Here is a 13,568-nt window from a genome sequence, read left to right on the forward strand (position 1 = left end):
GTGCGGAGCCCTATCATAGGCACTGTTGCAGCGCACCAAACCAGAGGAGCCACACCATGCACCACGATGAAGCAGCCATCACCCACAAGGCCCTGAACCACACCGATATCGAGCGCGTGATGATCGAGGCGCGCCGTCTGCGTGCCCAGGCCGTCCGCGACGCAAGCGTGCGGTTTTTCCGCGGCGTGCGCGATATCCTGAGCGCCAACGCTCGTCTGCCCGGCGTATGGCCCCGTCCTGCCTGAGGTCGGGCCGTCCGGACCAGGTTCAGCCTTCCTCGCGCTCGCGCTCGTAGCGCTTGAGCACACGCCGGCGGCGTAGCGAGCTGAGGCGATCGATATAGAGGTGGCCATCGATGTGGTCGCATTCATGCTGCACACAGGCCGCCTCCAGTCCCTGCGCCTCGAACTCGTAGCACTCGCCGTCGGCGTCCTGGGCGCGTACGAGCACCCGATTCACCCGGCTCTTGGTCCGCTCGCGCACCCCCGGCACCGACAGGCACCCCTCATCCAGCTCCATTGGCTCGCCCAATGGCTCGTATTCGGGGTTCACCAGCACGCGCGCTGGTTGATCTTCCACCTGCATAACCGCCACACGCAAGTGCACCCCGATCTGCACGGCCGCGAGCCCGATTCCCTCGGCGGCTCGCATGGTGTCGAACATGTCGTCGATAAGCGACCTGAGGCCCTCATCGAAGCGTTCCACCGACTTCGATACCTCGCGCAGGCGGGGATCCGGATGAGCGAGTATAGGTCTTTCCATGATCGTCGATTACCTGTGAATACCGTCACCTGAGCACGACAGCATACCTTGCCATGACACCTGCCTGGGCAGACATGCGATGGCGAACGAACTATCCGGCTATAGTGGCCACCGTGGTTCGAATTCGTGGAGGGAGTTCCGGGTGCCTTCTATAGTGACTGGCAGACGTTGTCCGCAAGGCCCTTGCCAAATCGGGCATGCGACCAAACGTCATCGGCCGGGGGCGGCGTGAATTGCTGTAGGCCGACGCCGGATCTGCCCCACAACCACGGGCTTCAGACTGAGACATTGAGCTTCGGCAAACGAAGGAGAATCAAGAATGTTGCGGATGACCACGCGAAACACAATCATTCCGATGAGCCTCGGTCTCATCCTGACGCTGGGCTTGGGGGGAACTGCCCTCGCCGACAGCCACATGGAAGGCGGTCAGGGCGCCTACTGGACCGACGGCAACGGCAATGCCTGGAAGAACGCCAACGGTGACTGCTGGTACAACCCGAATCAGGAAAAAATGGAGCCGCGCGAAGAGTGCGGTGATGTCATCGAGACCGCAGAACCGGAGCCGGAACCCGAGCCGGAACCGGAGATGGTCAAGCGCACCGAGCGCATCAACCTCGACGCCCGGACCCTGTTCGGCTTCGACAAGGCGACGCTCACCGACGATGGCAAGATGGAACTCGACGAGCTCGCTGCCGATATCGAGTCGGATTGGGAAGTGAACCGCATACGGGTCATCGGCCACACCGACCGCATCGGTCCCGAAGCGTACAACATGAAGCTCTCCGAGCGTCGCGCCCAGGCGGTGGCCGACTACCTCATGGGCATCCCCGCGCTGGCCGATCACGACATGCGCGTCGTCGGCCGTGGCGAGTCCCAGCCGGTGGTGCAGTGCGAAAACACCGGCGGCCGCAACCAGCTCATCGAGTGCCTGCAGCCGAACCGCCGCGTGGAAGTCGAAATCAGTGGCATGAAGACGGTGATCGAGCAGAAGATGAACTGATCGCCCGCGCGATCCCACAACCGTGCAGGCCGGCGGCAAGATTGCCGCCGGCTTTTCGTTACGCGTCCGCGAGAATCATGTCCGCGCCTTTCTCGGCAATCATGACCGTCGGCGCGTTCGTGTTACCCGACGTAATGACCGGCATCACCGAGGCGTCCACTACCCGCAGGCCGGCAATCCCCCGCACCCGCAGACGCTCGTCAACGACCGCGTCGTCATCGCCACCCATCCGACAAGTGCCCACGGGGTGGAAGATCGTTGTACCAATGTCCCCGGCGGCCTCCGCCAGTGCCTCGGCATCGACGATCTCAGGGCCGGGGAGCAGCTCTTCGGGGCTGAAACGGCTCAGCGCCGGCGCCGCGAGAATACGCCGCGTAAGCCGAATCGCCTCGGCCGCGACACGCCGGTCCCCTTCCGTCGAGAGGTAATTCGGGGCTATGCGGGGAGGGACGAACGGGTCCGGGGACGTGATCGTCACCTCGCCGCGACTCTCCGGCTGAAGATTGCAGACCGAAGCGGTCAGCGCCGGGAAACGATGCAGCGGATCGCCGAGTTTGTCGGTGCTCAACGGCTGCACGTGATACTCCAGGTTCGCACGGGTGCGCTGCGGGTCGCTGCGCGCGAAGCAGCCCAGCTGGCTCGGCGCCATCGACAGCGGACCGCTGCGCCGCAACGCGTATTCCAGCACCATGGCCGCCTTGCCCCACAGGCTGTTGGCACGCTGATTGAGGGTGACCGTGTCCTGCACGCGGAAGACCGTGCGTATCTGGAGATGGTCCTGGAGATTCCTGCCCACCCCGGGCAGCACGTGACGCACCGGCACACCGGTCGCCCGGAGCTGCTGCGGGTCGCCGATTCCCGAGCATTGCAACAACTGCGGCGAGCCGATCGCTCCCGCGGCCAGCACCAGCTCCCGCGAAACCCCGATGCGCTTGCGTTCGCCTTCGTGCAGTACGTCCAGAGCACTGGCACGACCGTCGGTAAGCTCGATTCCGCAGGCATGGACACCGGTCATCACCGTGAGGTTGTCCCGCGAGAGAACCGGCTTGAGAAACGCATCGGCGCAGGTCACGCGTACACCCCGGCGCTGATTCACCTGGAAGTAGCTGCAACCCTCGTTGTCGCCGGTGTTGAAGTCGTCGACGCTGGGGATGCCCACTTCCGCGGCGGCTTCCCGGAACGCATCGAGGATCTCCCACGACAGGCGCTGTCGCTCCACCCGCCAGTCCCCGCCCTGGCGATGATACGGCGGCCCCAGGTAAGCGTGATCCTCGCAACGCAGAAAGTATGGGAGAACGTCGTCCCAACCCCAGCCGGCGTTGCCCATGTCGCGCCACCGCTCGTAATCCTGCGCCTGACCGCGCATGTAGATCATGCCGTTAATGGCACTGCTGCCGCCGAGCACGCGCCCGCGTGGGTAGCTCAGACTGCGGCCGTTCAGCCCCGGCTCCGCTTGCGTGCGGAAGCACCAGTCGGTGCGCGGGTTGTTCATGGTGTAGAGGTAGCCAACGGGCACATGGATCCAGAAGTATCGATCCCAGCCGCCGGCCTCGACGAGCAGCACGCGGTTACCGGGGTCGGCGCTGAGCCGGTTGGCCAGCACACAACCGGCCGATCCCGCCCCGACGACGACGTAGTCGAACGCCCCCAGGGAGCCCAGCTCGGTCATCGCTCTCTCCTCCCCCTTGCTCGCAGGCGGGTTACGCCTGATCGCCGGTCTGCGTTATCTTTTCCGGCACCCGGACCGACCGCACCCCGCGCGACGCTGGCCGCCGCGGACGAGGTGTCGACGACCGTCCGCAGACCGAACCGAGTGAGCCACAGGCGTGCGGTAGGCGCAAGCACCGCCGCCGCAACGCGAGACGAGAATTCCATGCCCACCCGACCGAGCCGCAATCTGGAGACGTTCGACAATCCCACGCCCGAGCGCGATTACACCATCCGACTGACGATCCCCGAGTTCACCTGCCTGTGTCCGGTGACCGGCCAGCCGGATTTCGCCACGCTTTACGTGGATTATGTCCCGGAAGCGCTGTGCGTGGAGCTGAAGTCGCTGAAGCTCTACGTGTGGTCTTTCCGTGACGAAGGCGCGTTCCACGAAGCGGTTACCAACCGTATCCTCGACGACCTATCGAGCCTGCTGGTGCCGCGTTTCATGCGCGTGCGCATGGTCTTCGCCACCCGCGGCGGCATCGACACCACCGTGGTGGCCGAGCACCGCGCCGACGGCTGGACACCCACCCCCCCTGTATCGCTACCGTAACCGAACCGGAGGCGACACATTTGCACTCCGGGCGGGCATAGCGCATAGGTTCGGTATGACCGACCACCGCGGCGGGAGGGCACGCGGGTGATTGACGGCCAAACAAGAGCCACAATGCCGCGTTCCGGCAGCCCGTGGTATCACCCGTTCATCACGGTAACCACCATCGTCGTCGTGGGCGCCCTGCTGTCGGTGGGGCTCGCCTGGAGCGTCATCCACCAGGAGCGCGTCCGCACCGACGCCGCCTTCGACAAGACAGCACGCCAGCACATCACCGCCATAGAGCAAACCCTGCGTCAGGAGTTCGCGAGCGTCGGCAAGGTCGCCGATCTCTTCCGCCTTCAGCGGATCGTGACCCGGGAGCACTTCCAGCGCCTGGCACGCTCGGTGCTCGCGCGGCACGAGGCGCTTCACACGATCGCCTGGATTCCCCGGGTAACCCATCTGGAACGCGAGACTTTCGTCGCCCGGGCACGCGGCGGCTGGCCAGGCTATGCCATTCGCGACCGCAACCCGCTGGGCGAGCTCGTCGCTGCCGAACGGCGCCCGGTATACTTCCCCGTGCTGTTCATCGCACCGCAGGACGGGAATGAGGGCGCCATCGGCGTCGACCCGGGCGACGACACCGTCCGTACGGAGGCCCTTCACGGCGCCATCGCCCGTGGTCAGCTAACGGTCAGCGCGCCAACCACAGCGAGAATCGGGGGAGAGGCTCAGACCGCATTCATGGTCTTCGCCCCGGTGGGCGATGACTTCATCGACGGGCGCCTGACGCGCGTCGACGGCCTTGCCCAGAGCGTGATTCTCGTCGAACCGTTGCTGAACCGGGCATTGAGCGTATTGCACTCGAATGGGCTGCGTCTGAGCCTCACGGACACGTCGGCGGCCAGCGGTACGCCCCCGTTCGCCGAGCGCATGACGGGCAGCGAGTCCGTTCCCTGGTACATGCGCCCCGGCAGGCAGACGCTCGCCAGCACACGTGAGATCGCCGGCCGGTCGATGGAGATCGCAGTTTCGGCCGAAGGCGCGGCGTTCGCCTACGATCTCCGCCCGCCGGTCGCCGCTACCGCCCTGGGCCTCGCACTCACGGGCCTGACGAGCTGGCTGGTCGCCCTGCTCTCGCGGCGGGAACGGCGTGTGCGTGCGCTGGCCAGATGCCGCGACCTCCAGCTTCAGCATCTTCACCGCCACGATGCCCTGACCGGCCTGCTCAACCGCATTGGCTTCCAGGAAGAGATGGAGGCCGTTCTCTCCCGGGTGCGGGCCCGGAATACCACAGCGAGCCTCTGCTTCATCGATCTCGACCAGTTCAAGCTGGTCAACGATGTCTGTGGCCACGAAGCCGGCGACGAGCTACTGCGCCGGATTGCCGGACGACTGACGGACACAGCGTCGGAGGCGACTGTCGTGGCCCGCCTGGGCGGCGACGAATTCGGCGTGCTGCTGTACGGGCATACGGCGGCGGAGGGCGCGGGAATCGCCCAGGACTATCGTCGACACATAGAAGCCACGCGCTTCTCCTGGGGCCAGCGCGTACTGCCCGTTACCGCGAGCGTCGGCGTCGTCGAGATCAACCGATACACGCCTTCGATCGCCACTGCCATGAGCCAGGCCGACGCGGCCTGCCATATCGCCAAGGAACACGGCCGCAATCGGCTTCACACGTTCCACGAGGATGATCACTTGAGCGAGGCCTTCCACCAGCAGATGCGCTGGGTGAGCGCCTTGCGCGAGGCCCTGGACGAGAACCGGCTCGAGCTCTACCTGCAACGAATATACCCGGCGACAACACAACGCAGTGGCCATGCGCCGCCGATGGCGGAGATCCTGCTCAGGCTTCGCGAGCGCGACGGGCGGCTGATTCCGCCGAGTATCTTCCTGCCGGCGGCGGAACGTTACGGGGTGATTCCGAGCATCGACCGTTGGGTGGTGGCACAAACCATCCGTGAGCTCGCCGAGCACGGCCAGGACAGCGGCCAGTGGTTCATCAACCTATCCGGGCAGACTCTGGGCGATCTGACGTTCTGCGAGTTCATCCTGCACTGCCTGCACCACCACCGCGTATCACCTCGAATGCTGTGCTTCGAGGTCACCGAGACCGCGGTGGTGTCGAGCTTCGCCACCGCGCGCATATTCATGCGGCGGTTACGTGAGGCGGGATGCTGCTTCGCCCTCGACGATTTCGGCAGCGGCATGTCCTCGTTTCACTACCTCAAGGAGCTGCCGGTGGACTACCTCAAGATCGACGGCGGCTTCATCCGCGAGCTACCGGACAACCGGCTGGATTTCGCGGTCGCCGGCGCGATCCAGCGACTCGCCAATGAGCTCGGGCTGACGACGATCGCCGAGTTCGTCGAGGACGAGTCGGTCTTCGAGGCTGTGCGCGAGCTCGGAGTCGACCACGCGCAGGGTTACCATCTCGGCCATCCCGCGCCGTTGGAGCAGTTCCTGCGCAGCCGCAGCCGCCCCCGCTTCACCGTCATCACCGGCGGGGGGGATCAGTAACGGGGCAGGTGATCCGGCAGGACCACGCGACCGCCATAGAATGCTTCCAGGCGATCGGCAAAGCGGCGCGCCCGCGGCGGCAGCCCGTGGCTCAGGTAGGCGGCCAGGCGGGCATGCACGCGGCGGCGGAAGGCTTCGATGTCACCCGCAGCGCCATCGAGATTATCGAAACTCACACGGAATGGACTCCCCGCCGCCAGGCTGAACACCCATTCCAGCGCCTGCGGGGACGCCTCGACCCGCTCGAACAGTGCCTGCGTGGCGGCATCACGACCATCCCCCTGATACCAGTAGCCGTAATCCACCAGACGCCGCCGTGCAGCACCGGCGATACACCAGTGCGCGATCTCGTGGAGGGCGCTGGCAAAAAAGCCGTGGGCGAAAATCACCCGGTGATGGGGGCATTCGTCGTCCGCCGGCAGGTATAGCGGTTCATCGCCGCCGCGAACCAGGCGCGTGTTCTCCCGCTCAGCGAACTCGTCGTCGAAAAGGGCGATCAGGTCGGCGGCGTCATGAACCGGCCCGCCCCCATGCGGGGACGGGCTGGTTTGGACGGCATGACTCATTCGCCTGGCTCGAGCAGACGGTTCATGCGCTGCACGAACCCGGACGGGTCCTCGAGGTGACCGCCGCCGGTGAGCAACGCCTGGTCGAAGAGGAGGTTCGCCCAGTCCTCGAAGCGGTTGTCCTCGGAGCCGCTCTCCAGGCGTTGGATCAGCCGGTGATCCGGGTTCACCTCGAGCGCCGGGGCGCTCTGCGGCATATCGTGGCCGGCCGCCTTGAGCATACGCTGCATGTTGATGCCGAATTCGTACTCGCCCACCACCAGGCAGGCCGGGGAATCGGTGAGCCGGTCACTGATGCGCACGTCCGAGACACGGTCGCCGAGGGTTTCGCGCAGCTTCTCGGTCAGTGGCTTGAGCGCCTCCGCACGCTCCTCGCGGGCCTTCTTCTCCTCGGCATCCTCGAGCTCGTCGAGATCGAGCTCGCCCTTGGCCACGGACTGTAACGGGTGCCCGTCGAACTCGTGCAGGTGCCCCACCAGCCACTCGTCCACCGGTTCGTGAAGCAGCAGGACCTCGACGCCCTTCTTCCGGAACACTTCCAAATGCGGGCTGTTGCGCGCGGCATTGAGGCTTTCGGCGGTGACGTAGTAGATCTTCTTCTGACCCTCGCGCATGCGCGCCACGTAATCGGCGAGGGACACCTTCGCGCCGGCATCCGGCTCGTTGCTCGAGGCAAATCGCAGCAGCGCGGCAATGCGCTCCCGGTTCGAGGCATCCTCGACCGGCCCTTCCTTGAGCACGGAGCCGAACTGCTCCCAGAACGTCTCGTACTGTTCCGGCTCGTCCTTGGCCATGCGCTCGAGGGCATCGAGCACCCGCTTGGTCGAAGCACCGCGAATGCGATCGATGAGCTTGTTGTGCTGCAGCAGCTCGCGGGAGACGTTCAGCGGCAGATCGTCGGAATCGATCACGCCGCGAACGAAGCGCAGGTAGCGCGGCATCAGGTGTTCGCTGTCGTCCATGATGAACACGCGCCGCACATAGAGCTTGACGCCGTGGCGTTGGTCGCGGTCGAACAGATCGAACGGCGAGTGCTTCGGGATGAACAGCAGCGAGGTGTATTCCTGATTGCCCTCGACCTTGTTGTGCAACCAGGTCAGCGGTGCCTCGAAGTCGTGGGCGACATGCTTGTAGAACTCGACGTACTCCTCGTCGCTGATTTCGCTCTTCGGCCGCATCCACAGCGCCGAGGCGCGGTTGACCGTCTCGTCCTCCCCGTCTTCGTTCGCCATCAGGATGGGCAGCGAAATGTGGTCGGAGTAGCGTCTTACGATCTGTTTGAGCCGCCCCGGCTCCAGGAACTCGTCGCTGCCCTCGGCGATGTGCAGGACGACCTCGGTACCGCGCCGGGGGCGGTCCACGTACTCGACGGAATAGGCGCTCTTGCCGTCGGACGACCAGTGCACGCCGTAGTCCCGGGCCTCACCGGCACGGCGGGTATACACATCCACGCGGTCGGAGACGATGAACGCGGAGTAGAAGCCGACGCCGAACTGGCCGATGAGGTGGGCATCCTGCTTCTGGTCGCCGGTGAGCGCCTCCAGGAAGCGCTGTGTGCCGGATCGCGCGATCGTGCCGAGGTTCTCCACCACCTCGTCACGGCTCATGCCGATGCCGTTGTCGCGGACAGTGACCGTACGCGCCTCGGCATCCACCGCCACGCGGATGGCAAGCTCCGGGTCGTCCTCGAACAGCGTCTCGTCCTTGAGGGCCTCGAAACGCAGCTTGTCGGACGCATCCGAAGCGTTGGAGATCAGCTCCCGCAGAAAGATTTCGGGGTTGCTGTAAAGAGAGTGGATCATCAGATCCAGCAACTGCTGGACCTCTGTCTGGAACTCGAGAGTTTCCTGCTGTGCCTCTACGCTCATGTCGCTCGTCCATTCTTGGATGCCATGACTCGCCTACCAGTGGCGGCGGCTGCCGGCGCTTTCAACCACGCTGCTGCCACGCGCTGTCCGGCGCAGCGACGAACGCGCCTCGAATACGCTCATGATCGCGACGCAGCCGCCGATAACCCGGATATGAGCGATATGCTGATCGTCGCCCTCATCCTGGTCGCCGAGCTCGCGGTGGCACTCGCCGCCGCGGTGATCTGGCTCGGCGTGCGGCTGCGACGGCATTCCGGCAAACCGCCGACAGCGCGCGATTATATCGCCGACGAGATCGCTATGCTCGATACCGTCGCGGACGACGCCGCAGACGAGAACCGAGCCGTGATCGACACCCGGCGCGAGGCCCTGGCGACGGAGCTGGCGGCGCTCGATGCAACCACCGACGCCGCCCGTGAGAAAGCCCTGGCCGGCTACGCGGAACTCGCCGGGGAAAACCCCGGCGGTAATGACAGCGAGGACGAGGCCGAGCGCCTGCGCCGGCTGCTGCAACGCGAGGAGCAACGCCTCGGCGAGCTGCTCGAGCTCAAGGACGAAATGCGCGAGGTGCGCATGGGTTACGACCGTGTGCGCCACGTAGCAGCCCAGCTTCTCGAGGCTCAGAGCAACGGGCAGGTGGACGAGCAGACGGCCAACGCTTACCGCGAAGCCGAGGCCCACCACCTGGCCCGTCTGGAACAGCTCGAGCTACAGGTCGCGGAGACGGTCGAGGCGGCCTCCTCGGAAGCCGCCGGGGACAGCGCCACCGCGTCGGCATCGGGTGCCACCGCTCCAGCGGTCGAAGAGCTCGAACAAGTCGTCGCAATGAAGGACAAGGAGATCGAGGAGCTCAAGGCGGCCCTGGAACAGGCACGCTAAGGAACGGCCGCACGCCCGAGACGCCCACCCCACGGTTCCGGGCCAGCCCGTGGCGTCACGCCTCGTTCTCCATCTGTACACGCTCCCCCATATTGGCACGCCGCTCCTTATCCCAAGGAAGTCACCAAGCGTTCCAAGCCCGGGCGTCTGCAGGCGATTGGTACCCGGAAATCGAAGCACCTTCGTTCGGCACGATGCTGGTGCGCTCACAGCGCGCCCGGGTCGCGTGCGCTCATGAGCTTGACTCTCTCGTGCACGGCAGGGTTTACCGTGCCGCCGCCAATACGGAGGGATCAGCATGCAACGCAGTGATGACGATAATGCCATGGGTAATGGCTCGCCCAGCCCGTCGGCGGTACGCACCGCCACCGCACGGGCTGTGCATCAGCTTCTCGATGACCCCATCGTGTTCGAGGACCCTCTCGCCCTGCCGATACTCGGACGCGGGCACGAACGCGCGGTCCGTGAAGACCCGTTCCGGCATAATGACCCTGCCGCCCGGACGATGCGCGCGGCCATCGTCGCGCGCAGCCGGCTCGCCGAGGACGAGTTGCAGAAGGCCGTCGGCGAGGGCGTCCGACAGTTCGTCGTGCTGGGCGCAGGACTGGATACCTTCGCCTATCGAAACCCTTATAACGCACTCGGCCTGCAAACGTACGAGGTCGACCAACCGCCGATGCAGCACTGGAAACGCACGCGGTTGGACGAGGCGTGCATCCCGATTCCTGACTCTTTGACCTTCGTCGGGACCGATTTCGAAACGGGAGACTCACTCTCCGAGCGGCTGCGGGAGGCGGGGTTTCGCTGGGGCGAACCGGCGTGCTTTTCGTGGCTCGGAGTCACCCCGTACCTCACCGACGCCGACGTGCTCGATGTGCTCGCGACGCTGTCGCACTCGCCGGCCGGCAGCCGCGTGGTGTTCGACTACCGGCTGCCCACATCCATGCTCGAACCACTCGAGCGCATGATGGAAGAGCACGTCGCCGAGCTGTTCGCCGCCATGGGCGAGCCCTGGCGATCATCGTTCGAGCCCGTCGAGCTCCAGCACCAGCTCGGGTACATGGGCTTCACGGACCTGGAGAACCTCGGTCCGGCAGCACTGAACGAGCGCTTCTTTCCCAGGCGCAAGGACGGTCTGCAGACCGGGGGCGGCGGGCTGCGCATGCTGTGCGCGAGACGTTACTGACCTTTTCGTAAGTAGTGTCAGGTCTCAGCGCCACTACTGAGGGCTGGCAATACCATCGATCGCCCCGGACAGAGTCCGGGGCGATCCGTGACGGTTAGAACATTTCCGACGGCTCGAGCGGCTCGGGCCCATCACGGCGCTCGCCACTTTCACGCCCGGGGATGTGCTCGCCGGTGACCATGTCACGATAGCTCATGCCCGGTCCCACCATCGGGTAGACACCGGCATCGGGATCGACCATCACTTCCAGGAACGCCGGGCCGTCGAAACCGATGAAGGCCTCCAGCGCCCCTTCTAGCTCGGCCTTGTCGGCCACACGACGGGCGAACTCGAATCCGTCGGATTCGGCGGCCTTGATGAAGTCCTTGCGGTGCAGCGACTTGTCGCTCGCCGAGAAGCGGTCCTCGAAGTACAGGCGCTGCCACTGCCGGACCATGCCGTCACAGTTGTTGTTGAGCAGCAGGATCTTCACCGGCAGGTCGTACGTGGTGACGGTCTCCATCTCGCCGAGATTCATGCGGATGCTGCCATCACCGTCCACATCCACCACCAGGGCATTCGGGTTGGCGAACTGGGCACCGATCGCCGCCGGCAGACCGAAGCCCATCGTGCCCATGGAACCGGAGGTCAACCACTGCCGTGGCCGGCGGAAGTCCAGGTATTGCGCGGCAAACATCTGGTGCTGACCCACGCCGGTGCTCACGATGGCATCGCCCTCGGCGAGACGATTGAGCACCTCCAGCACATGCTGCGGCTGGATCAGCGGGTTCTGCCGGTCGAAATCCATGGGGTGCTTGCGGCGGAGGTTGCGCACGTGCTCCAGCCAGGGCGTGAAATCGCGGCGGAAGCCCTGGTTGCGTCCGTAGTCGAGGAGCTGTCGCACCGACCGGCCGGCCTCGCCCACGTGGGCCCAGTCCACCATCTTCACCTTGCCGATCTCGGCGGCATCGATGTCGATGTGGGCGACATGCTCGGCCATGGGCGCGAACAGCTCCGCCTTGGCGGCAACGCGGTCATCGAAGCGCGCGCCGACCGCGATGATGAAATCGCAGTCCTCCACCGCGTAGTTGGCGTAGGCGGTGCCGTGCATGCCGAGCATGTGCAAGCACAGCTCGTCGGTGGTATCGATGGCACCGAGCCCCATGACCGTGGTCACCACCGGGATGTTGAACGTCTTGGCGAATGCGGTGAGCTCGTCGCCGGCATCGCCACTGACCACGCCGCCGCCCACATAGAGCAGCGGGCGCGAGGCGTGCTCGAGCATATCGAAGAACTGGCGGCACTTGCGCTCGGAGAGCTTGGTCTGACGGAGCGACTCCATGCGCTGGCGATAACCGCGGATATCCAGCAGCCCCTCGCCCTGGAATTCGCCGACCCAGTTCTGCACGTCCTTCGGCAAATCCACGACCACCGGGCCCGGCCGGCCGGAACGTGCGACCTCGAAGGCGGTACGCAGGGTCGCCTCCACCTCCTCCGGCTTGGTGATCAGAAAGACGTGCTTGGCGCAGTTGCCCATGATGTTGACGATCGGCGCCTCCTGGAAGGCGTCCGTGCCCATGGCGCCCCGGGCGACCTGACCGGTGATCGCGACCACCGGCACGGAATCCGCCATGCAATCACGGATCGGCGTGACCGTGTTGGTGGCACCTGGGCCGGAAGTCACCAGGAAAACGCCCACTTTGCCGGAGCTACGGGCGTAGCCGGCGGCCATGAATCCGGCGCCTTGCTCGTTGGCGGGCACCACGAGCTGCAGCGGATCGACCTCCGCCTCGTCGCGATGGCGCTCGTTGTAGCGGAACACCGCATCGTAGGTGGGCAGAATCGCGCCACCGCTGTAGCCGAAGACGGTATCTACCCCCTCGTCCGCCAGTACCTGTACGACCATCTCCGCGCCGCTCATCTGCTGGCCGGCGAGAGGGTGCTTGGTACTCTTGTGCGTGACGCGGGGTGCTTGTTCCGTCATGGCTGACTCTTTAATCGTCGGTGGGTGGGATCCGCCTCCCCACTTCGAGAGGCGGACCTAGCAATATAATCGCCATTTACGCAAGGGTACAAGCGCGCACGCGCTGCATCACTGCTCACGCGGCTCGAACTCGAGCGCCACCGAGTTGATGCAGTAGCGAAGCCCGGTTGGCCGTGGCCCGTCGGGAAAGACGTGCCCGAGGTGCGCGTCGCAACGGGGGCAGTGGACCTCCGTGCGCACCATACCGTGGCTACGATCGTCCTCGGTGGCGACTGCACCCTCCCGCACCGGCGCCCAGAAGCTGGGCCAGCCGCTGCCCGAATCGTATTTCTGCCCACTGTCGAACAGCGTCTCGCCGCAGCACACACAGCGGAAGACCCCGTCGTCCTTGAGCTCGTTGTACGCGCCGGAGAACGGCGGCTCGGTACCCTTCTGCCGGGTCACCCGATACTGCTCGTCGGTGAGTTTGCTACGCCAGTAATCGTCATCACGGCCGTGATCGCCCATAGGTTCTACCTCCTCCTCTTACTAATCTTCTCAGAGGTATTGTCATGCGTCAGCCGGACTGTGCACCGA

At 65.3% G+C, this 13,568-nt stretch carries 12 protein-coding genes; 6 read left to right on the forward strand and 6 right to left on the reverse strand.

Features of this window, described 5'->3' with window-relative positions:
• Positions 1 to 56: 56 nt before the first annotated feature.
• A complete protein-coding gene (locus ACPEES_RS07125; RefSeq protein ID WP_435102509.1) occupies positions 57 to 245 on the forward strand; it encodes an RSP_7527 family protein in 189 nt (62 codons plus the stop codon).
• Between the two features lie 22 nt (positions 246 to 267).
• On the opposite strand, the gene def is transcribed toward ACPEES_RS07125, so the two are convergent.
• Positions 268 to 765, reverse strand: a complete 498-nt coding sequence (gene def / locus ACPEES_RS07130; RefSeq protein WP_435102649.1) for a peptide deformylase — start codon at positions 763 to 765, stop codon at positions 268 to 270.
• 316 nt (positions 766 to 1,081) lie between these two features.
• On the opposite strand from def, the gene ACPEES_RS07135 reads away from it, so the two are divergent.
• Positions 1,082 to 1,762, forward strand: coding sequence for an OmpA family protein (locus ACPEES_RS07135; protein WP_435102511.1), 681 nt, complete (start codon positions 1,082 to 1,084; stop codon positions 1,760 to 1,762).
• Positions 1,763 to 1,820: 58 nt separating this feature from the next.
• Here ACPEES_RS07135 and ACPEES_RS07140 read toward each other — a convergent pair whose 3' ends face one another.
• A complete protein-coding gene (locus ACPEES_RS07140) occupies positions 1,821 to 3,431 on the reverse strand; it encodes a GMC family oxidoreductase (RefSeq protein WP_435102513.1) in 1,611 nt (536 codons plus the stop codon).
• Positions 3,432 to 3,635: 204 nt separating this feature from the next.
• On the opposite strand from ACPEES_RS07140, the gene queF reads away from it, so the two are divergent.
• Together queF and ACPEES_RS07150 are read left to right on the forward strand one after the other, a co-directional pair.
• Positions 3,636 to 4,025 (forward strand): preQ(1) synthase, encoded by a 390-nt coding sequence (queF, locus tag ACPEES_RS07145; RefSeq protein WP_435102515.1) that lies wholly within the window; start codon positions 3,636 to 3,638, stop codon positions 4,023 to 4,025.
• Between the two features lie 114 nt (positions 4,026 to 4,139).
• Entirely contained in the window at positions 4,140 to 6,530 is a 2,391-nt protein-coding gene (locus ACPEES_RS07150) for a putative bifunctional diguanylate cyclase/phosphodiesterase (RefSeq protein WP_435102517.1), read from the forward strand.
• Here ACPEES_RS07150 and ACPEES_RS07155 read toward each other — a convergent pair.
• The gene (locus ACPEES_RS07155) at positions 6,524 to 7,096 is read right to left on the reverse strand and encodes an elongation factor P hydroxylase (RefSeq protein ID WP_435102519.1); all 573 of its coding nucleotides are present in this window, start codon (positions 7,094 to 7,096) and stop codon (positions 6,524 to 6,526) included. The genes ACPEES_RS07150 and ACPEES_RS07155 overlap by 7 nt on opposite strands.
• Positions 7,093 to 8,964, reverse strand: a complete 1,872-nt coding sequence (gene htpG / locus ACPEES_RS07160; RefSeq protein ID WP_435102521.1) for a molecular chaperone HtpG — start codon at positions 8,962 to 8,964, stop codon at positions 7,093 to 7,095. The genes ACPEES_RS07155 and htpG overlap by 4 nt, the downstream gene beginning before the upstream one ends.
• A 153-nt stretch (positions 8,965 to 9,117) precedes the next feature.
• Between htpG and ACPEES_RS07165 the strand changes: the two genes are divergently transcribed.
• Together ACPEES_RS07165 and ACPEES_RS07170 are read left to right on the forward strand one after the other, a co-directional pair.
• Entirely contained in the window at positions 9,118 to 9,843 is a 726-nt protein-coding gene (locus ACPEES_RS07165; RefSeq protein WP_435102523.1) for a hypothetical protein, read from the forward strand.
• 298 nt (positions 9,844 to 10,141) lie between these two features.
• Positions 10,142 to 11,029 (forward strand): class I SAM-dependent methyltransferase, encoded by an 888-nt coding sequence (locus ACPEES_RS07170; protein ID WP_435102525.1) that lies wholly within the window; start codon positions 10,142 to 10,144, stop codon positions 11,027 to 11,029.
• Positions 11,030 to 11,123: 94 nt separating this feature from the next.
• Here ACPEES_RS07170 and ilvB read toward each other — a convergent pair whose 3' ends face one another.
• Positions 11,124 to 12,992: a biosynthetic-type acetolactate synthase large subunit gene (gene ilvB / locus ACPEES_RS07175; protein WP_435102527.1), complete on the reverse strand. Its 1,869-nt coding sequence runs from the start codon at positions 12,990 to 12,992 to the stop codon at positions 11,124 to 11,126.
• A gap of 108 nt (positions 12,993 to 13,100) precedes the next feature.
• Complete coding sequence (gene msrB / locus ACPEES_RS07180) at positions 13,101 to 13,499, reverse strand: peptide-methionine (R)-S-oxide reductase MsrB (protein ID WP_435102529.1); 399 nt, start codon at positions 13,497 to 13,499, stop codon at positions 13,101 to 13,103.
• Positions 13,500 to 13,568 lie beyond the last annotated feature (69 nt).

This window comes from Arhodomonas sp. AD133 (genome assembly GCF_051195215.1).
Lineage (GTDB): Bacteria > Pseudomonadota > Gammaproteobacteria > Nitrococcales > Nitrococcaceae > Arhodomonas.

Coding starts and splice junctions, on each gene's coding strand:
- ACPEES_RS07125 (WP_435102509.1), top strand. CDS start 57: ATGCACCACGATGAAGCAGCCATCACCCACAAGGCCCTGAACCACACC.
- ACPEES_RS07135 (WP_435102511.1), top strand. CDS start 1,082: ATGTTGCGGATGACCACGCGAAACACAATCATTCCGATGAGCCTCGGT.
- ACPEES_RS07140 (WP_435102513.1), bottom strand. CDS start 3,431: ATGACCGAGCTGGGCTCCCTGGGGGCGTTCGACTACGTCGTCGTCGGG.
- queF (WP_435102515.1), top strand. CDS start 3,636: ATGCCCACCCGACCGAGCCGCAATCTGGAGACGTTCGACAATCCCACG.
- ACPEES_RS07150 (WP_435102517.1), top strand. CDS start 4,140: ATGCCGCGTTCCGGCAGCCCGTGGTATCACCCGTTCATCACGGTAACC.
- ACPEES_RS07155 (WP_435102519.1), bottom strand. CDS start 7,096: ATGAGTCATGCCGTCCAAACCAGCCCGTCCCCGCATGGGGGCGGGCCG.
- htpG (WP_435102521.1), bottom strand. CDS start 8,964: ATGAGCGTAGAGGCACAGCAGGAAACTCTCGAGTTCCAGACAGAGGTC.
- ACPEES_RS07165 (WP_435102523.1), top strand. CDS start 9,118: ATGAGCGATATGCTGATCGTCGCCCTCATCCTGGTCGCCGAGCTCGCG.
- ACPEES_RS07170 (WP_435102525.1), top strand. CDS start 10,142: ATGCAACGCAGTGATGACGATAATGCCATGGGTAATGGCTCGCCCAGC.
- ilvB (WP_435102527.1), bottom strand. CDS start 12,992: ATGACGGAACAAGCACCCCGCGTCACGCACAAGAGTACCAAGCACCCT.
- msrB (WP_435102529.1), bottom strand. CDS start 13,499: ATGGGCGATCACGGCCGTGATGACGATTACTGGCGTAGCAAACTCACC.